We start from the raw sequence: 18,878 nt of genomic DNA, 5'->3' as shown, positions 1-18,878 counted from the left end.
AAATGGAGAATTTCGAAATCTTTTGCGTTCCGGCTGACTCTTTTCACGATCGCCATTTCGTTACACAACGCTGGACCAGGCGATCGCTCAGGCAAAACGCGACGCCGCCACCGCCGTCCGAGCCCCTTAATCGCGCTTCGCCCTGAAGCGCCGCCGCCGCCAGAACCGGTATTGCTTGAATGAAACTGTTCGAATGCCCCATCTGCAGCCAGCGGCTGTATTTTGAAAACACGCGCTGTGAGCAATGCGGCTGCGTGCTCGGCTATGTGGCTGAGCGCGAGGAGCTCACGGCGCTGGGCGCCATGGGGGGGCCGCTCTGGCGTGCGCTGGACGACAAGGGCGGCAAGTTCCGCTTCTGCAACAACGCCGCCTGGGACGCGTGCAACTGGCTCATCGAGGCCGACGAGCCGGGCGATTACTGCCGCGCCTGCCGGCTGAACCGCACGGTGCCCGATTTGAGCGATACCGATAATCTCATGCGCTGGCGCGTGCTGGAGCGGGCCAAGCACCGCCTTGTCTACTCGCTCCTGGCGCTGGGTCTGCCCCTGACCGACCGGTTCCGCGATCCGGTCAGCGGGCTGGCCTTTGATTTTCTCGCCGGCTCGCGTGAGGACGGCGCCGACACGGCGGTGATCGGCCACGCCAACGGCGTCATCACCATCGCGGTGGAGGAAGCCGACGACGTTCAGCGCGAGGCCAATCGCAACGAGCTCTCCGAGCCCTATCGCACTGTGCTGGGCCATTTTCGCCATGAGGTCGGCCATTATTACTGGGACCGGCTGGTGACGCCGGGTGTGCTGCTGGACACGTTCCGCAATCTGTTCGGCGATGAACGCCGGTCCTATTCAGACGCTCTGGCCGCCCATTATACGAACGGTCCGCCGGACAACTGGCGCGCCAGCCATGTCAGCGCCTACGCCAGCGCCCACCCGTGGGAGGATTTCGCCGAGACCTGGGCCCACTATCTGCACATTGTCGATACGGTGGAGACCGCGTCATATTTCGGCATGCGGCTGGATCCCGACGCCGGGCGTGATCTGGACGGGGAGGCCGCGACCCGGTTCGCAAACGTCGATCCGAAGGATTTCGACGCCCTCATCGCCGCCTGGGCGCCGCTCACCTACGCGCTGAACTGCCTCAGCCTCAGCATGGGCCAGCGCGAGCTGTATCCCTTCGTCCTGGCGCCGGCGGCGCTGGGCAAGATGCGCTTCGTGCACGGGCTGATCCACGCGCCGGCTCAGGCCGGTGGCGGTTTCACCGCTCAATAAAAAAGCCCCGCAAGCCTTGGGCTCGCGGGGCTCTTTTCAGCTTCTGCGCCGTCCTTATTTCGGGGGCATGCGCGCGCCGGCGTCCAGGCGGACGCATTCGGCGTTGATATAGTCATTGCTCACCATGAAGGCGACGAGATCGGCGTATTCAGCCGGGGTGCCGAAGCGCTGCGGGAACTGCAGGTTGGCGGCCAGATTGGTTTTCACCTCCGGCGGCATCTGCTCGTAGATAGGGGTTTCAAAGAAGCCCGGCAGGATGGTGTTCACGCGCACGCCTTCGCGGGCGAGATCGCGGGCCATGGGCAGGGTCATGCCGTAAATCCCGCCCTTGGAGGCGGAATAGGCGACCTGGCCGATCTGGCCGTCCTGGGCGGCGACCGAGGCGGTGTTGACGATGACGCCGCGCCCGCTGTCGGTGGGATCCAGCTCCAGCATGCCGGCCGCGGAAATGGCGGCGCAATTGAAGCTGCCGATAAGGTTGACGTTCACCACCAGCGCGAACTTGTCCAGCTGGTGCATGACAATGTCGCCCTTGGAAGAGCGGCGCGCGGTCTTCTCGGCCCAGCCGATGCCGGCGCAATTGATCAGGATGCGCTCCTGGCCGTGGGCCTTGCGGGCGATTTCAAACCCGGCCTTGACGCTTTCGGGATCGGCCACATTGACCTTGGCGAAGGCGCCGCCGATTTCCTTGGCGACTTGTTGGCCGCGCTCTTCATTGAGGTCGAAAAGCGTGACCTTGGCGCCGTCGGCGGCCAGGCGGCGGGCCGTGCCCTCGCCCAGTCCCGAAGCCCCGCCGGTGACCACCGCTGCGATACCCTTGACGTCCATATGCTCCTCCAGAGGCTTTATGCGGCGCGTCCGCGCGCCGGTTGAAGGCAGACATAGCCGGTGGGGCGCGGCGTGAAAACCCGCCGCGCCGTCACGCCGCTCGCCCTTATGTCCGGTTCTAGATTCAGGCCTTGAAGATGCGGGCGATGTAGAACCCGTCCAGCCCGCCCTGATCGCCCCACATGTCGGGCCTTGTGCGCACCGCGCCGTTGATGATGGCGCGCTCCAGGCCGGGCATTTCCTCGGGGCGGACCAGATCAAGCCTCGCCTCGGGCGTGCGCTTCAGGAAGGCGGCGATCTGATCTTCGCCCTCCTCGCGCTCCAGCGAGCAGGTGCAATAGACCATCCGCCCGCCGGATTTCAGCATGGCGAAGCCGGCGTCCAGCATTTGTGACTGGATCGGCCCCAGCGACTCCACATCGCCGGGCTGCTTGGCGAAGGCGGCGTCCGGGCGCCGGCGCAGCGTGCCGGTGGCCGTGCACGGCGCGTCCAGCAGCACCGCGTCCACCGGGGCTTGCGGGCGCCATTTCAGGACGTCGGCGTCGATCACCGTCGCGCGAAGGCCCGTGCGCGCCAGGTTCTCGGTGACGCGTGTGAGCCGCTTGGCCGAGGCGTCCACGGCGAGGGTCGTGGCGCCGGATGCGGCGATCTGCAGCGTCTTGCCGCCGGGCGCGGCGCACAGATCGGCGACGGTTTCGCCCAGCTGCGGCGCCAGAAGCCGCACCGGCAGCGCAGCCGCCGCGTCCTGCACCCACCAGTCGCCGGACTCATAGCCGGGAAGGCCCTCCACCGCGCCGATCTGGTCGCGGCGCACGGTTCCGGTGGACAGCACCCGCCCGCCGATGGCTTCAGCCACCGCGGCGGTGTCGACGCCCGGCTTACAGGTGAGATCCAGCGGCGGCGGGCCGGAGCGGGCCTTGGCCATCTCGCGCGCGATCTTGGCGCCATAGACCTGCGTCCAGCGCTCGGCCCACCAGTCGGGAAGATCGTTCAACGGATCGGCGGTGCGAAGGGCGTGACGGCCGACCTCTCCGCCCACTTTTCGAAGCACCGCGTTGGAGAGATTTTTATACCGCTCCGTCTCCTCGTCCTGGGCCATGAGCGAGACCCAGGCGTCCACAGCCGCGTGGGCGGGGGTGTCCAGGATCAGCTGCTCGGCCGCGCCCAGGCGCAGGATCATGCGCGCTTTGAGCGCATATTTGGGCAAGGGCGTCGTGAGAAATTGCGCCAGCGCGGCGTCCAGCGCATGGGGCCGGCGCACGCCGGCGGCGGCGATGGCGCGCGCAAAGGCGCGGTCGCGCGCCTCAAGGCGCTTCCATTCGGGGCGCCCGGCAAGGCCGGCGTCCAGCGGCGTGCCCTTGGACACGACCCCCATCACCGCGGCGAGCGCCGCAGCCCGGGGGCCGAGATTCTTGGTGGATTTCGATTTGCGGCGCTCAGCGCCCTGAGGTGTCTCGGTCATGGCGCGGCGCTTAGCACGGGCCGCGCCTTCGCGCGAGAGCGCTCACCTTGACCGAAGGCAGACGCGGGCACCCGGCCCGGTTCCTCAAACGGCGGCGAAACGTCAGGTTAGAGCGGCGGCTCGGCGTCGCGGCGGAACCAGCCGGTGATCGCCAGACGCGGCCGCGGGGCGTAGGGCGCGACCACGCTGACGGCATGGGCCCGAGGGACCTTGAAGATGGCGAGCCTGTTGAATCTCGGGGTTATTCCGGCGCTGATATCCCCGGATGAATCGAGCAGCTGCAGCACGCCGCCAAAATCCGCGCACCAGTCTTCGGTGAGGTTCAGCACGAAGGCGGCGCTGCGATCCTTGCCTTCGGCGGCGTCGTCATGGGCGGTCAGGAAATGTCCGGGCCGGTATCTGGTGAGCTGGCAATCGGCGAAGCGGATCGCCGCATCGCCGGTCACCGCCCGGCCCAGATCGACAAAGGCGTCAGACGCCACCAGCGCAGCCGCCGCCTTGAGCACCGGATCAGTGAGCACGCCGCGCCGCCCGCCTTCGTAAAGGTTCAGCTGATCAAAGAGATAGCAAAACCCCGCCTGGGCCTCGCGGGCCACCAGTTCATCAAGCGCGGTGCGCCGGGCCGGATCCAGCCGGTCGATTTCGGAGGCGATGAATTCGCGGTGGCGACCCTCGATCACCGTGACCAGATTCCAGCCGTCATAGCGCAGCGCCGCGTCGCGCAGGCGCCGGGCGCTGGGGCGGGTGAGGACCGGGCTGAGCGTCGCATAGCCGAGCTCGCCATAGCGCGCCGCGGCCGCAGCGGCGTCGACATCCGGATTGAGCTGCAGCGCCTGTGTCATGGTGCTGCGTTACCCAACGGCGCGCGCACTTGCAAGCATCGCCCGGACCCGCAAAGCGGCGGTCAGCCTGCAGCGCCAGCCGTCGCAGGGGTGCTACCCCTCGCGCTCAAGCTTGCGCTTTTCGCTGGCGCGGATTTTCACGCTTTCGCTTTTCAGCTGGCCGCAGGCGGCGAAGATGTCGCGGCCGCGCGGGGTGCGGATGGGCGAAGCGTAACCGGCGCGGTTCACGATCTCGGAGAAGGTCTCGATCGTGTCCCAGTCCGAGCACTCATAGGGGCTGCCGGGCCAGGGATTAAACGGGATGAGATTGATCTTTGACGGGATGCCCTTGAGCAGATTGACCAGGGCGCGCGCCTCCGCCGGGCTGTCATTGACGCCCTTGAGCATGACGTATTCGAAGGTCACCCGCTTGGCGTTGGAGATGTCGGGATACTGGCGGATCGCCTCCAGCAGGATCTGGATCGGGTATTTCCTGTTCAGCGGCACCAGCTCGTCGCGAAGCGCGTCATTGGTGGCGTGCAAGGATATGGCCAGCATGGCGCGGGTGCGCTCCCCCAGCTCGACGATCTTCGGGACCACGCCGGAGGTGGACACGGTGATGCGCCGGCGCCCGATGGCCATGCCTTCATTGTCGGCGATCACGTCGATGGCGTCGGCGACGGAGTCCAGCGTGTAGAGCGGCTCGCCCATGCCCATGAAGACGATGTTTGTGATCCGCCGGTCCTCGTTGGAGGTCGGCCATTCCTCCAGGTCGTCGCGGGCGATCATCACCTGCTGGACGATCTCGGCGGCGGTGAGATTGCGCACCAGCTTTTGCGTGCCGGTATGGCAGAAGGTGCAGGTGAGCGTGCAGCCCACCTGGCTGGAGACGCACAAGGCGCCGGACCGGCCGACGCCGGGGATGAACACCGCTTCGGCCTCCACGCCGGGCGCAAAACGGATCAGGTATTTGCGCGTGCCGTCGACACTCACCAGACGTTCCACGATCTCAGCCCTCGCCAGCGTGAATTTGCGCTGCAGAACCGCGCGCAAATCCAGCGACACGTTGGTCATCTGATCAAACGAGGTGGCGCCGAAATTATAGATCCAGCGCCAGAGCTGGTCGGCGCGCATCTTGGCCTTCTTCTCATCGACGCCGGCATGGTCGATGAGCGCCTGGCGCAGCTCGGCGCGCGTGAGGCCGGCGAGCCCGATGAGCTCGGGCTCGGCGGGCCGGGAGGAGAGGTCGAGTTTGATGGCTTGCGAGGTCATGGCGCACACATACGCCAAATACGCCGGTTTCGCGAGAGGGGTGAGCGCCGGTCCGCGCAGCGGATCAATCGATCCGGGGGATCTATTGAAGGCGGCGAACGGGCCGGCAGGCCCAGGGAAGGCCGCGGTCGGCGTAGCCGATCAATCGACCCGGTGGGTCGATTGAAGCGTGCGAACGGGCCGGCAGGCCCAGGAGGGCGCATTCAGCCCGGTTCACCCTCCCGCAGCCAGCCGGTCATCGCAAGGCGCGGGCGCGGCGCGAAGGGCGCCACCGCGCTCACCGCGTGGGGCCGCGGGACGGAGAACAGAATCAGCCGGTTAAAGCCGGGCACGAGGCCGCGGCGGACCTCGCCGTCGGGGGTGAGAAGGTTCAGCACGCCGCCGAAATCGGCGCGCCAGTCGCTGCACAGCTGCAGGACATAGGCGGCCACGCGCCGTTTTTCGGGAATGTCGTCATCATGCTGCGAAAGAAAATGACCCGCCTGGAACCGCGTCAGCTGGGCGTCTGCGAATCTGATCTGCTCATTCCAGCAAACCTTGCGCGCGAACCCCAGAAACTCACGGCTCCGCACCAGGTCCAGCGCGCCTTTGAAGGCGGGCGGCGGCGCACGCCCCTCCCGCCCGGCGTCGTAGAGCGCATAGGTCTCGTAAAGATACTGAAACCCGGCGCGGGCCTCGTCTGCGACCAGCTGCTCGAAGCGTGCGCGCTGGTCAGGCGCCAGTGCGGCCATGGCCGCCGCGTCGAAATCGCGGTGCTGGTTCTCGATGCGTGTGACCAGATTGAAGCCGGGCGCGGCGATCATGGCGGAGGCGAGCGCTGCGGCGCCTTCAAAATCCAGGGCGTTCTCGATCACCGCGACGCCGGTGCGCGCGAAGGCCTTGGCCGCTTTGGCCAGGCTGATGTCCGCATTGAGCGATAAGGCGGGGCGGCGTGTTGCGGCGTCAGCAGGCATGGCGCGACCGCAGCAGCGCGCGCCCGGCCCCGCAAGCCGCTTGCGGTGAACCGCCGTCGGCGCGCGGCGAGCGGCGGGAAGGGCTCGCCTGCGTATAACGCGGTGCGCGGCCTTGCCATTCCGCCTTGCGGCGCGTTTCCTTGCCGCCATGAAACTCACCCTGCACCCCCTCTCCGACAAACCCGTTCCCGTGCGCCCCGCCGACAGCCGGCGCCGGTGGATGGACGCCACGCCGGAAAGCTTCGCCTATCGCTGCCTGCCGCTGGCCGCCGCCAACCAGCATGGCTGGGAGGTGTTCACGCCCACCGGCGTCACAGCGCGCTGGACCGGCGGCGACCGGGTTGAGGATGTCCAGGTCGTGCTTGACGATCCCATGGCCATGCACAAGCCGGGCTCGGCCATGGCTAATTTCGGCTCCGGCATCCTCACCTTCGAGATGGGGTTTTTGATGCGCACCCCGCCGGGCTGGAATCTGTGGGTTTCAGGGCCGGTGAACGGCGTGAAGGACGGAATCGTCGGCCTTGGCGGCGTCATCGAGACCGACTGGAGCCCCTACTCTTTCACCATGAACTGGCGCTTCACGCGGCCGGGCGAGGTGCGGTTTGAGGCCGGTGAGGCGATCGCCCATTTCTTCCCCGTGCGCCGGGATCTGTTTGAGCGGATCACGCCGGAGATCAAGTCGCTGCACACCGATCCCAAGGCGCTGAAACAGATGGAGATCTGGCGCGAAAGCCGGTCTGATTTCGCCGGCCGGCTGAAATCGGGCGACCAGGCCGCCGCCGAGGAGAAATGGCAGAAGGGCTATTATCGCGGCCTCTATCCCGACGGCGCGAAGGGCCCTGGCGATCACAAGATCAAGATCCGCGTGCCGGACTTCGCGCCGGCTGCGGACACGCCGAAAAAGCGCCGGCGCTGATCCAGGTGAAGGAGCAGTCATGATCAAGGCTGGTTTTAGCCGGGTGCTGACGCTGGCCGCCGCCGCAGCGCTGTCGGGATGCATGGCGGGCGATTGCGAGACGGTCGTGCTGGACACGCTGGCCTCTCCCGACGGCGCCCATGACGTGCGCGTCTGGAGCCGGACCTGCGGAGCGCAGTCGCCGCCCACATTCCAGTTTGAGCTGGTGGAAGCCGGTGCGCCGCAGCGCGATATCGCCCGGCGCGAGCAGGTCTTCCTGGTGGGGCGGGGCGTGCGCGAGGATTATGGCTTAAGCTGGCGCGCGCCGGGCGCGCTCACCGTCGAGCTGCGCGTCGGCGCGGATCAGGTGCTCAAGCAGGAGCCGGATCTGGCGGTCGGCGACCGCACAGTCGTGATCAGCTATGGGGTGATCAGCTATCCCTAGCGCCTATTTGCGCGCCAGCGGCCAGGCGAGCTCGCGCGCCGTGCTGGCGGGGGCCATGTTCTCGATGCCGAATTCTTGCGGATAGGTGCGGGTGATCTTCGCGGTGCCGAACAGCACGTCCCAGAAGAACAACAGATTTCCGTAATTGCCCTTGTAGTGGGTTGCGCCGTCGCCCGCGTGCAGGCCGTGATGGGCCGCATGGGTGGCGGGCGTGGAGATCGTGCGCTCCACGACCCACATGACCGGGGCGAGGGCGGGAATCCTGTACAGCGGCGCGTCCCACCGCCAGCTGGAATGAGCGGCGAAGATCACCGCCATTTTCACGATCAGATAGACCGCATAGACCGGGTAGAAGCCCAGATGCACCAGCACCGCCGACGCCCAGATGCCCGGCATGAGCATGTAGTAGAAAAGATTGTTCCGGTAGGCGATCCGCACGCTCATATAGCCGCCCGAGTGGTGGGCGCGGTGCAGATTATAGAGCAGCGGGACGCTATGGCTGGTGCGGTGCCACCAGTACTGGGTCATGTCGTCGGCCACCAGAAGGATCGCCACCATCGCCCACCAGGGCAGGAAGGCGAGCGCGCCCGCGCTGCCCGGGCGGATCAGCTCCACCAGCAGGGGCGCCAGGAAGAAGATCGCCGGCACGGTGATGAGCACGATGGTGAGGCTGGAGACCGTTTCGATCACCACGTCGCGGCGCGACGCCCTGGGCGCGCCGGAAAAGCGGCCCAGCACGATCTCCAGCAGAGCAAAGCCCGTAAAGATCGCCGGTACGACTAGTTTTTCACTCACCACGGTGCGGCTCCTTAATTGACAGCCGGTCGAGACTGGACCCGCGCGGTCATAACGTCCAATCGTAATTTGGCCATTTAATATTCGTTTTTGTGATAGCATGGCTCCCATGTTGAGCCTGAAAAGCGCCCGCTTGTTCGTCGCCGCCGCAGAGCGGGGCACCGTTTCCGCCGGAGCGCAGGCGATTGCGGTGTCCCAGCCGGCCGCCACCAAGATCCTCGCCCAGCTTGAAGCGTCCCTGGGCGGCGCGCTGTTCGAGCGCACCGGGCGCCGGCTGGCGCTCACCGCGCTGGGCGCGGCGATGCTGCCGCGGGCCCGCACCCTGGTGCAGACGGCCGCCGACATGGAGGGTGAGGCGGGGCGCTGGCGCACCGGCGGGGCCGGGGCGCTGACCATCGGAGTGGGGCCCAGCGTTGAGTACAGCTTCCTGCCGGGCGCGGTGGCGCGGCTTTATCAGACCGGGCGCGACATCGCGCTGACCGTGCGGGCGGGCCCGGCCGCGCGCCTGATCGAGCAGCTGCGCGGCGGAGAGCTCGATCTGGTGGCGGCTGATATCGGCGCGGTGGAGGGACCGGATGATCTGACCCTCACTGCTTTGCCTGAAGAGGGCGTCGCGGCGTGCGTTCGCGAGGGTCACGCCTTGCTGGACGCCGGCCGGGACGTCGATCCCGGCCGCTATCCGGTGGCGAGCGCCACGCCGCCGGGCCGCCTGGCGCTCGGACCCATGCCCTTTGGTCTCGCGGCGGCGAGCCTTGTCTGCGACGACTACATCACCCTGGCGCGGGCGTGCGCGGCGTCGGACCATGTGCTGGTGGGTCCGCAGACCGTGATCGCGCGGCTGTGCGCCGATCATGCGCTGGTGCGCCTTGAGTTCGGGGGGTCGCCCGTGGTGCTGCGTCCGGGGCTGATGCGCCGGGCGAGCGCACCGGCGGATCCGGCGCTGGACGCGCTGTGCGCGGCGTTTCTTGCAGCCGGGCGTGATCAGGCGGGCGCGCGCTAGTCCGAGCCGTCCTCTTCCTCGCCCTCTTCATCGAACATCAGGAGGTCGGCCGGCTGGCAATCCAGCTCGCGGCACAGCGCTTCCAGGGTGGAGAATCGCACCGCCTTGGCCTTGCCGGTCTTCAGAATGGAGAGGTTGGCCATGGTGATGCCCACCCGGTCGCACAGCTCGGTGAGAGACATGCGGCGCTCGAGCAGCATCCGGTCCAGGGTGACGCGAATCGGCATTGCGTCCTCCTAGATCGTATATTTTTGTTCGTCACGAAGGCGGGCGCCCTCGCGGAAGATTTCGGCCAGCACGAAGAACGCCAGCACCGCGAACCAGGCGCCCAGATTGAGGGAGAATTCCGGCACCACGCGCCCGCCGCCCTGCACCGGCTGACCCGACAGGGTGAACACCAGCGAGATGACGCCGTGGCTGGCGTATTGCAGGACCTGATACACGCCGATGCCGATGGCTATGGCGCGCAGATTATTGGCGTTTTCGGGAACGAAGGGGTCGCCGCCGATGAGGGTTTTGAAAATCCGGCGCAGCCGGTCAATGATGAAGATCAAGGCTGCGATCGCCACCACCGCCATGGGCAGGGCGAGCACCACGTCCATGGCGAGGAATTGCGACAGGCTGTCTGGAAGACCGTCGCCGAATCCGGCGAGGCGGTAGAGCCCGGTGAAGACGATGAGAACGATGATGAGGCTTGCAAGGCCCAGAAACGCCCACAGAATATAGAAGGCGGCGTCCAGGAGGAGCTTTAGTATCGAAGCCAGAGATCCCGGTCCGAGCGTTCTCATGCGCCCCCCAATAGTCGTTTCTACGCGTCGGGGCCTTGAAGGCCGGCCGCTTCGGCGCCGCGGGGGAGGAGCGGTGCGTCTCGAAGCAGACCGGCCTTTTCGGCCTTCATGTCGGTTACGCCATCAGCGGGCTGAGGGCGGCGACCATGCCGGCGAACACGCCGGCGACCAGAACCAGATTGATCACCGTCGCAAACGTCGCGTGACCGTTGGAATTGTTAGACCTGACCATCTCTTACTCTCCTAAGCTGTTTTGTCGACCAACCATTACGGCGCATCCGATCTTTCTTGCCGGTCTGTCGCCGGAGCCGTTCGGGGTGTTCCCGTCCGCCTCGAGACTGTATGTAGGGGATCTCGTATCGGGACGCAACAAAAATATATCGAAAAACGATATTAATTTTTCGAAAGGCGATATGTTCAATCAGCAGGGACGATATGCATGAATGTCTTCACACGCGCGCAGGCCTGGGCGATCGCAAGCCATAATGCGGGCAAGATCAAAGAGATAGCCGAGCTTATCGAGCCCTTCGGGCTGGACGCGAAAGGCGCCGATTCGCTGGGCTTGCCCGAGCCGGAAGAGACCGAAGACAGCTTTATCGGCAATGCGCTTTTAAAGGCGCGGGCCGGCGCGGCGCATTCCGGGCTGGTGGCGCTGGCCGATGACAGCGGGCTTGAAGTGCACGCGCTGGGCGGTGCGCCGGGCATCTATTCGGCGCGCTGGGCCGGTGAACCGCGCGATTTCTACGCCGCCATGGACAAGGTGCGCGCCGAGCTGGAGGCGAAGGGGGCCACGGATTACTCCGCCCGCTTCGTCTGCGCCCTGGCGCTGGCCCACCCGGACGGCGAGACCCGCGTCTATGAGGGCGAGGTGCGCGGCGCGCTCACCTTCCCGCCGCGGGGCGAGCAGGGTTTCGGCTACGATCCGATCTTTATTCCGGACGGGTTCGACATCACCTTCGGCGAGATGGAGCCTTCGAGAAAACACGCCATGAGCCATCGCGCCCATGCCTTCCGCCTTCTGAAAGCGGACCTGTTCTCCGCGTGAGCGCATCTCACGAAGACCGGCTGGGCCTTTATATCCACTGGCCCTACTGCGTGCGGATCTGCCCGTACTGCGATTTCAACGTCTACAAGGCGGCGAACGCGGACGGGGACGCCCTGTTCACCGCGATGCTGGACGATCTGGCGCGCTGGCGGGAGATCACCGGGCCGCGGCGGCTTGCAAGCGTTCATTTCGGCGGCGGCACGCCGTCTCTCATGACCCCGGCTCAAGTGGGCCGCCTTCTTGAGGCTGCAGAGCATCTCTTCGGCCTGGAGCCCTGCGCCGAGATCGGGCTGGAGGCCAATCCCCGTGAGGCGGCTGCGTTCAAGGGCCTCGCCGGCGCGGGGATCGAGCGGCTGTCGCTGGGCGTGCAGGCGTTCAGCGACGCCGATCTCAAACGCCTGGGCCGCGATCACGGCCCCGACGAGGCGCGCCGGGCGATCACCCTCGCGCAAGGCGCCTTCGCCCGTGTCTCCATCGACATGATCTATGCGCGCGAAGGCCAGACGGTGGACGGATGGCGCGGCGAGCTCGAAGAAGCCATCGCCCTGGGGCTCGACCATCTCTCGCTTTACCAGCTCACCATCGAGCCGGGCACCGCCTTTGAGCGGCAGGTGCGGCGGGGAACGCTGAAAGCGCCCGGCGAGGACCTCGCCGCGGATCTGTTCACCCTGACGCAGGAGATGACCGAAGCGGCCGGCCTTGGCGCCTATGAAGTGTCCAACCACGCCAGAGGCCGCGCCGCGCAGTCGGTCCATAACCGGCTCTACTGGGAAGGCGCCGACTGGATCGGGATCGGTCCCGGCGCCCATTCGCGCCTGGGCCGCGCCGACCGGGGCGGACGCGTCGGCTATGCGGCGGCGCTGAAACCCGCCGCCTATATCGCGGCGGCGACGGCGGTGAGCGGCCACGACGAAGAAGAGCTGAGCGCGCGGGACGAGGCGGTGGAGCGCATCCTCATGGGGATCAGGCTGGTGGAGGACGGGCTCGACGCGCAGCGCGTCGCGGCGATCACGGGTTACGCACCGGACGCCGGCGCCGTTGAGCGCCTCTCAGCTCAGGGCCTGATCGAGGCCGGGCCGGATCGCCTGCGCCTGACGGGCAAGGGCCGGATCTACGCCGATGCGGTCGCAGAAGCGCTGATCCCCGATTGAGCAGAGGTCGCGGCGGCGCCGGTCCCGGCCGGCGCGGCTAGGACCGCTCGTCCGGCTCCACGTCCACCGGCCGCGAGAACGGGTCGAGGTCGAAGGCGCGGGGCGCGGGGTCGAGCACTTCAAACCCGTCGCGGCGCACGGTGTAGACCGCCAGACCGCGCTCGATCGTGCCGTCGGGCCGCAGGCGGAATAGCCCGTCCACGCCCACAAAGCCGTCAGGATCGGTGAGGCGTTCGTCCGTGAAATCGCCTTCGGCGGCGAACAGGGCGGCCAGCGACGCCGCATCATAACCGAGTCCGGCCAGGCGCGACGGCGTTTCTCCGAACGCGTTCTCATAGACCTGTTCAAAGCGGGCGCGCGCGCTGGGATCGGGGCCGGCGAACCAGCCATTGGCCAGGGCCGGTTCACGGGTCAGGGCCGGATCGCGCCACAGCCCGGTGCCGATGAATTTCACCAGGAAGGGGTCGATGTCCTCATACACCAGGACGGGCGCAAGAATGCGCAGCTGATCGCCGCCCTCGGGCAGCAGCACCACCTGGAAGGGCGAGGCCTCAGACGGGGTCCAGTTGCGCCCGGTCATGGTGGCGGCGCGGGCGGGGTCCAGCCGCTCCACTCCGGTCGAGGCGAGTCGGGCGGCGGCCTCGGTCATGGCGCTGACCCCGCCGTCATAGAAGGCGGTGGCCACCAGGCCCCGGTCAAACACCCGTGTCCGGGTGCGCGGCTCTGCATCCTCCGGCGCGTCTTCGGGCAGGGGCAGACGGACTTGCGCTTGAACCGGCTCCGGGTTTTCGCCCAGCAGCTCATCGATGGTGCGGCGATAGGCGTCGTTCGCCACCTGGCCGTAGGCGGTGTTCGGCCCGATGAAGGCGAAACGGTCCGCGCCCAGACCCGCCACATATTCGGTGATGCGCCTGACTTCTTCGTCGGGCGGGAAGCTGAGCAGGTAAACGCCGTCGCCGGCGATGGTGGCGTCGGTGGTGAAGGTGATGACCGGGACGCCGGCGCTGCGCGCTTCTTCGCCGGCGGCCGCCGCCGCGGCGCTGAAGAGCGGGCCGATGATCAGATCGGCGCCGTCGGAGATCGCCGACCGGGCCGCTTCGCGCGCGCCTTCGCCGGTGCCGCCGGTGTCCTTTGGCAGCAGCACGAGGGCGTCGCCGGCGCGTTCAAACAGCGCCAGCTCGGCGGCGCGCAGGATGCGCGAGGCTTCACGCCGCGCCGCCTCTGAACTCGCTGAAAACGGCAGCAGCAGGCCGACGCGGGTGAGGGGCATGCCGCGAAGATGGGCCGGGGTGTAGGCGCGGTCGGCCAGATCCACCGGCACGGTGATCGGCTCGGGCGGGGCGCCGACCACGGGGCGTTCGGGAATCGTCTGCACCGGGGTGGCGGGTCCGGGCGCGCTTTCGCAGGCCGCCAGCGCAAGCACGGCGAGCCCCAAAACGCCGGCCGAGAGCCGGGACGCGAGGCGCCTTGGCGCAAGCGCGTGCTTGAGCGATGCTGCAACGGTCATGTTGGTCCCCTCGACAGTCCGGATGCGCCGCGCCCCAGCGCTGCGCGAAGTTACCCGCGCCGGCGCGCGCGGGCAACCGTTCGGGGCCGCGCCATGAGGCCTGTTTTATGAGCCGCCCGCCCTCAGCTGCGAACCGCGCCCGCAAGCGCCGCCGTGCGGAATGGCGTGGACGCGCTGCAGAGCGCCTGTGCGCGCTGCGCCTGACCTTGAGCGGCTGGCGGGTGATCGACCGCCGCGCCCGCACGGCGGCGGGTGAAATTGACCTGGTGGCCGTGCGCGCCGATGTCTTGTGCTTCATCGAGGTGAAGGCGCGCGCCGACGCTGAAACCGCGCTGGCCGCCGTGTCGCCGCGCCAGCGAGAGCGCATGCTGCGCGCCGGGTCGCTGTGGCGGGCGCGCCATCGCCGCTTCGCCCATCTTCAGCCGCGTTTCGACCTGATGGTGGTGACGCCCTGGCGTTGGCCCAGACGGATCGAGAGTGCGTTCGAAGCCGAAACGCGCGGCGCCCTCGACCTGATCTAGGCGGGCGTCGTCAGGGCCGAAGTCTGAACGCCGCATTTACCTTTTTTCAGCCTCGCGGGGCGATGCTGGGCGCGATCTCCCGTTCAGGTCTCGCCTCGCCCCCGACCGCCATCTTCTGGAGCGCCCCGCCATGGTTCGCACGCCCCTCTTCGCCGTCCCTCTCGCCTCGGTCTTGCTGACCGCTTGCGCCGCGCTGGAGCCCGGCCGGTCGATGGGCCGCCAGCTGGACGATTTCAACGCCTCGCTCGGCGTGAAGTCGGCGATGCTGCGTTCTGAAGGCTACGCCCTTGATCAGGTGGACGTGGAGATCACCGAGGGCGTGATGCTGCTGTCGGGCTCCGCGCCGCGCGACGCCGACCGCATTTTCGCCGAATGCCTCGCCTGGTCGGCGCCGGGCGTGCGCTCGGTGGTCAACGAAATCGAGGTGGGCGCCTGGCGCGGAACCCGCGAGCTGGCGCAGGATTCGGTGATCACTCAGCAGGTGCGCGCCCGCCTGGTGCAGGACCCCGATGTGCGCGCGCTCAACTTCAACATCGAAACGCGCCAGAGCGTCGTCTATCTGCTGGGCTATGCACGCGACCGCGCCGAGGCCGACCACGCCGCCCAGCACGCCGCGCGCGTCCCGGGCGTGGAGCGCGTGGTGGATCTGGTGCGGGTCACCGGCGAAACCCCCGAACTGCCCGCTCGCGGCGCCTTGCAGGCCGAGGCCTGCGACGCGGTGGGCGGCGCGCCCCTGCAGCCTGGCGCTCCCGTCCTGGACCAGCCGATCCCGGCGCCGTCTTCATCGCCCCAGCTTCTCGGCGAGCCGGATGCGTCCGCCGCCCGGAGCGATCCCGCCCCGGCGGCCAGTCCGGCGCAGCGGGTCTTCGAGCCGCGACTCGACCGTACCCAGCCGTCCGAGCCGGCGCGGCGACCCTCTTCTGACGCGATGCCCTTCTAGAAAGGTCGCCTGTGGGTTGACCGCGGGCCTTTCGCATGTTTCCTTAATGTTCCACTCCCTGTGGATAACTCCGGGGGCGTGGAAGATTTTGTTGAGCATGAATATTGAACGGAGACAGGGATGGGCAATCGCACTGCGTCCGCTGCGTTTGAAGGCGCCGAGGCCCGTCCTGTGGATGTTCAGGTTCAGCTGACCGGCGGCAATGTGGCCTTCACAGTTGTGGGTCTGGCCGACAAGGCGGTGGCCGAAAGCCGCGAACGCGTGCGTGCGGCTTTTGCGGCGATCGGGCTTTCGCTTCCCAGCAAGCGACTCATCGTCAATCTCGCCCCGGCTGATCGGCCCAAGGAGGGCACCCATTACGATCTGCCCATCGCGCTGGGCCTTCTGGCGGCGCTTGAGGTGCTGCCCTCGCGTGAGATCGCCGATTATCTCGTCATGGGCGAGCTGGGCCTGGACGGCTCCATCGCACCGACGCCGGGGGCGCTTCCCGCGGCCATGCTGGCCGCCAGCCAGGGCAAGAGCTTCATCTGCCCTGAAGCCAGCGGGCCCGAAGCCGCCTGGGCCGGCGGCGATCTGGCGATCCTGGCCCCGGGCTCGCTGATACAGCTGATCAATCATTTCAAGGGGTCCCAGTCTTTGTCCCGGCCCGCGCCCGGCGATCTCATCGACGGCGGGCCGGTGAAGGATCTAAAGGACGTGCGCGGGCAGGAGACCGCCAAGCGCGCCCTGGAAGTGGCGGCGGCGGGCGGTCACAACATGCTCATGGTCGGGCCGCCGGGGTCTGGAAAGTCCATGCTGGCCGAGCGCGCGCCCGGCCTGTTGCCTCCGCTGGACGCCAAGGAATTGCTGGAATTGTCCATGATCCAGTCGGTGGCCGGGCTGGTGGAGCGCGGCCGGCTGTCGCGCACGCGCCCGTTTCGCGCGCCGCACCATTCCGCCTCCATGGCGGCCATGGTGGGCGGGGGAAGCCGCATCAAGCCGGGCGAGGCGTCCCTGGCCCATCACGGCGTGTTGTTTCTCGACGAGCTGCCGGAGTTTCATCCCCAGGTGCTCGACAGCCTGCGCCAGCCGCTGGAGACCGGCGACATCGCCGTGGCGCGCGCCAATCAGCGCATTACGTTTCCGGCGCGCTTCCAGCTCATCGCCGCGATGAATCCCTGCCGCTGCGGCTGGGCGGGTGAGAACGGCGAGGCCTGCGCGCGCGGACCCAAATGCGCGCAAGGCTATCAGGCGCGCGTCTCCGGCCCGATGATGGACCGGATCGATCTGCAGATCGACGTGCCTCCGGTGACGCCGGCCGATCTCGCCTTGCCGCCGGCGCCGGAAGGCACCGCGGAAGCCGCTGCCCGCGTGGCCGCGGCGCGCGAGGTTCAGGCGGCCCGCGGCGGGCTCAACGCCCGCCTCGGCGGGGATCGTCTTGACACCATCACCGCCCCGGACGCGCCCGGCGCCGCGCTCCTGTCCAAGGCCGCCGAAGCCATGGGGCTCACCGCAAGGGCCTATCACCGCATTCTGCGCGTGGCGCGCACCATCGCCGATCTGGACGGCGCGGACGGCGTGCGCCGCATCCATATCGCCGAGGCGTTGAGCGCACGGCGGGCGCGCACCACTGGTCAGGCGGTGTCTCGCCCCGGTGCTTTTACGGGCTCTTCGGCGCGACCCCGCCTGGACGGCGCGCTTTAATCGCCGAAATCGCCAGCCGGGCCGGGGAAGACCACCGGGGTCGCCGCGCCGTCAGGGGCCACTGCGGAGACGCCGAAGAAGTAATTGTCGATGACGAGGTTCTCCAGCACGTAGGTGTCGGTGAGCCCCACCCACCGGCTATGTGTCCATTGCGGCGCGTCCGTCAGGCGCCAGTGGACCCGGTACCCGGCGAGATTCGACGCAGCTTCACCTTCGGGCAGAGTCCAGCTGAGGCTGGTGTCCGCGCTCACCGCGCCTTCAATGGAGACGTCCGCCGGGATCGGCGGCGCGCCGGCCAGAAGGGCGAGCGTCGCGGCGTTCAGGCTGGTGGCCTTGGCGGCGTAATCAAAGTCCACATAGTCGACCGTGTCGCCGAAATGGCGCCCGTCCTCCATGCGGATATCCTGATGCTGGCGATCATAATGCTCGTGCGTCTCCATCAGGCGCACGCCGGGCATGCCCGCATCGTTGAACGGGCGGTGGTGGCCGCCGCGCCCGAACCGGTCGAGGCGATAGACCATCATCACGTCCAGATTGGTGAGATACTGATCGGCGACGCTGTCAATATAGCGAGCGAGATTGCGCGACGGCGAGTCGACCTCCCCGCCAGTGAAGCGCCGGATGCGCGCCTCGCGTTCGGTTTCGGTCGCCCGCGTGCCTTCGGAGAACACCCGGATCGAGCTGTTGTCGATGACGCCGTCAATACCGGCGATATTGCCGATCATGTCGTTATTGAGCACCGCCTTGATGCGCCAGCCTTCTTCAAGGGCGTAGCGGGCGAGAATCTCGCCGCCGAACAGGCCCTGCTCCTCGCCGGCGAGGGCGGCGTAGACGATCGTTCCGGCGAAGGACCGCCCGGAGAGGACGCGCGCGGCCTCGATCGCTCCGGCGACGCCGGACGCGTTGTCATTGGCGCCGGGGGAGTCGATCTCGGCGTCCATGACGTCGCTGGCCCGGCTGTCGATATCTCCGCTCATCATCACCACCCGGCCGGGATCCAGGGTCCCGCGCTGGATGGCGATGACCGACACCACCTCCACCGGGTCAGGGATACGGCTTTCGCCCTCCACCGTTTCGGACACGTAGCGCACTTCAAGACACCCGCCGCACTCGGCGGAAATCCGCTCGAACTCGTCGAATATCCAGCGCCGCGCCGCGCCGATCCCGCGCGTGTCGGAGTCTGTTTCCGACGCGGTGTGACGCGTGCCGAAGGCGGCCAGCGTGCGAATGTCTGATTCGATGCGCTGGGCGGAGACCGCGTCGACAATGTCGTAGACAGCCGGAACTTCGCCCGGCGGCGGCGCGTCCTGGGCGTGCGCGAGCGAAGCGCCCGCACTGGCGAAGATGGCGGCGGACAGGACGTGTCTGAGCATGATGAAAGGCTCCCTCGGTCTGATTTCAAGCGCCATAGGGACGCCGGGCCGCAGTGAGGTCAAGTGCGGGGGTGGGGATGCGCCGGCGGCGCGGCCCACCCCTCTGATCGGCCTTCTGCGTCCAGTCTTCC

19 protein-coding genes are annotated in these 18,878 nt (G+C 67.8%); 9 read left to right on the top strand and 10 right to left on the bottom strand.

Translation table 11 applies throughout. The features are described 5' to 3' along the window. The first annotated feature begins 179 nt into the window (after positions 1 to 179). Positions 180 to 1,268, top strand: coding sequence for a zinc-binding metallopeptidase family protein (locus tag ACWCOP_RS13200; protein WP_478248753.1), 1,089 nt, complete (start codon positions 180 to 182; stop codon positions 1,266 to 1,268). A 54-nt stretch (positions 1,269 to 1,322) separates the two neighbouring features. Here ACWCOP_RS13200 and ACWCOP_RS13195 read toward each other — a convergent pair whose 3' ends face one another. The 5 genes from ACWCOP_RS13195 to ACWCOP_RS13175 form a co-directional block, all read right to left on the bottom strand. Further along, entirely contained in the window at positions 1,323 to 2,096 is a 774-nt protein-coding gene (locus tag ACWCOP_RS13195; RefSeq protein WP_478248752.1) for an SDR family NAD(P)-dependent oxidoreductase, read from the bottom strand. Positions 2,097 to 2,220: 124 nt separating this feature from the next. Next, on the bottom strand, positions 2,221 to 3,558 hold the full coding sequence (locus ACWCOP_RS13190) for an RsmB/NOP family class I SAM-dependent RNA methyltransferase (protein WP_478248751.1): 1,338 nt from the start codon (positions 3,556 to 3,558) through the stop codon (positions 2,221 to 2,223). Positions 3,559 to 3,665: 107 nt separating this feature from the next. After that, on the bottom strand, positions 3,666 to 4,400 hold the full coding sequence (locus ACWCOP_RS13185; RefSeq protein WP_478248750.1) for a 2OG-Fe(II) oxygenase: 735 nt from the start codon (positions 4,398 to 4,400) through the stop codon (positions 3,666 to 3,668). A 93-nt stretch (positions 4,401 to 4,493) separates the two neighbouring features. Beyond that, positions 4,494 to 5,651, bottom strand: coding sequence for a dual-specificity RNA methyltransferase RlmN (gene rlmN, locus ACWCOP_RS13180; protein WP_478248749.1), 1,158 nt, complete (start codon positions 5,649 to 5,651; stop codon positions 4,494 to 4,496). A 203-nt stretch (positions 5,652 to 5,854) separates the two neighbouring features. After that, a complete protein-coding gene (locus ACWCOP_RS13175; protein ID WP_478248748.1) occupies positions 5,855 to 6,604 on the bottom strand; it encodes a 2OG-Fe(II) oxygenase in 750 nt (249 codons plus the stop codon). A 148-nt stretch (positions 6,605 to 6,752) separates the two neighbouring features. Between ACWCOP_RS13175 and ACWCOP_RS13170 the strand changes: the two genes are divergently transcribed. Together ACWCOP_RS13170 and ACWCOP_RS13165 are read left to right on the top strand one after the other, a co-directional pair. Beyond that, entirely contained in the window at positions 6,753 to 7,520 is a 768-nt protein-coding gene (locus ACWCOP_RS13170) for a DUF6065 family protein (RefSeq protein ID WP_478248747.1), read from the top strand. A gap of 19 nt (positions 7,521 to 7,539) precedes the next feature. Then, positions 7,540 to 7,944, top strand: coding sequence for a hypothetical protein (locus ACWCOP_RS13165; RefSeq protein ID WP_478248746.1), 405 nt, complete (start codon positions 7,540 to 7,542; stop codon positions 7,942 to 7,944). 3 nt (positions 7,945 to 7,947) lie between these two features. Here the strand turns inward: ACWCOP_RS13165 and ACWCOP_RS13160 are convergent, their stop codons facing one another. Next, complete coding sequence (locus ACWCOP_RS13160) at positions 7,948 to 8,739, bottom strand: sterol desaturase family protein (RefSeq protein ID WP_478248745.1); 792 nt, start codon at positions 8,737 to 8,739, stop codon at positions 7,948 to 7,950. A gap of 100 nt (positions 8,740 to 8,839) precedes the next feature. Here ACWCOP_RS13160 and ACWCOP_RS13155 point away from each other — a divergent pair, with 100 nt between their 5' ends. Then, positions 8,840 to 9,739, top strand: coding sequence for a LysR family transcriptional regulator (locus ACWCOP_RS13155; protein ID WP_478248744.1), 900 nt, complete (start codon positions 8,840 to 8,842; stop codon positions 9,737 to 9,739). Here ACWCOP_RS13155 and ACWCOP_RS13150 read toward each other — a convergent pair. Both ACWCOP_RS13150 and ACWCOP_RS13145 read right to left on the bottom strand, forming a co-directional pair. Further along, complete coding sequence (locus tag ACWCOP_RS13150; RefSeq protein WP_478248743.1) at positions 9,736 to 9,966, bottom strand: helix-turn-helix domain-containing protein; 231 nt, start codon at positions 9,964 to 9,966, stop codon at positions 9,736 to 9,738. The genes ACWCOP_RS13155 and ACWCOP_RS13150 overlap by 4 nt on opposite strands. A gap of 9 nt (positions 9,967 to 9,975) precedes the next feature. Then, positions 9,976 to 10,527, bottom strand: coding sequence for a DUF2975 domain-containing protein (locus tag ACWCOP_RS13145; protein WP_478248742.1), 552 nt, complete (start codon positions 10,525 to 10,527; stop codon positions 9,976 to 9,978). Between the two features lie 439 nt (positions 10,528 to 10,966). Between ACWCOP_RS13145 and rdgB the strand changes: the two genes are divergently transcribed. Beyond that, on the top strand, positions 10,967 to 11,572 hold the full coding sequence (gene rdgB / locus ACWCOP_RS13140) for an RdgB/HAM1 family non-canonical purine NTP pyrophosphatase (protein ID WP_478248741.1): 606 nt from the start codon (positions 10,967 to 10,969) through the stop codon (positions 11,570 to 11,572). After that, a complete protein-coding gene (gene hemW, locus ACWCOP_RS13135) occupies positions 11,569 to 12,723 on the top strand; it encodes a radical SAM family heme chaperone HemW (RefSeq protein WP_478248740.1) in 1,155 nt (384 codons plus the stop codon). The genes rdgB and hemW overlap by 4 nt, the downstream gene beginning before the upstream one ends. 37 nt (positions 12,724 to 12,760) lie before the next feature. Here hemW and ACWCOP_RS13130 read toward each other — a convergent pair whose 3' ends face one another. Next, positions 12,761 to 14,230 (bottom strand): penicillin-binding protein activator, encoded by a 1,470-nt coding sequence (locus tag ACWCOP_RS13130; protein WP_478248739.1) that lies wholly within the window; start codon positions 14,228 to 14,230, stop codon positions 12,761 to 12,763. Between the two features lie 107 nt (positions 14,231 to 14,337). On the opposite strand from ACWCOP_RS13130, the gene ACWCOP_RS13125 reads away from it, so the two are divergent. From ACWCOP_RS13125 to ACWCOP_RS13115, 3 genes are all read left to right on the top strand, one after another. After that, positions 14,338 to 14,751, top strand: a complete 414-nt coding sequence (locus ACWCOP_RS13125; RefSeq protein ID WP_478248738.1) for a YraN family protein — start codon at positions 14,338 to 14,340, stop codon at positions 14,749 to 14,751. A 130-nt stretch (positions 14,752 to 14,881) separates the two neighbouring features. Then, positions 14,882 to 15,691: a BON domain-containing protein gene (locus tag ACWCOP_RS13120; RefSeq protein ID WP_478248737.1), complete on the top strand. Its 810-nt coding sequence runs from the start codon at positions 14,882 to 14,884 to the stop codon at positions 15,689 to 15,691. 120 nt (positions 15,692 to 15,811) lie between these two features. Continuing rightward, entirely contained in the window at positions 15,812 to 17,374 is a 1,563-nt protein-coding gene (locus ACWCOP_RS13115) for a YifB family Mg chelatase-like AAA ATPase (protein ID WP_478248736.1), read from the top strand. Here ACWCOP_RS13115 and ACWCOP_RS13110 read toward each other — a convergent pair. After that, the gene (locus tag ACWCOP_RS13110) at positions 17,371 to 18,747 is read right to left on the bottom strand and encodes a M28 family metallopeptidase (protein WP_478248735.1); all 1,377 of its coding nucleotides are present in this window, start codon (positions 18,745 to 18,747) and stop codon (positions 17,371 to 17,373) included. The two genes, ACWCOP_RS13115 and ACWCOP_RS13110, sit on opposite strands and share 4 nt — an antisense overlap. Between the last annotated feature and the right edge of the window lie 131 nt (positions 18,748 to 18,878).

The organism is Apolloniradiicaulis salifontis (assembly GCF_053756655.1).
Note: the sequence above shows the minus strand (reverse complement) of the source record. Positions and strands in the feature narration are given on the sequence as shown.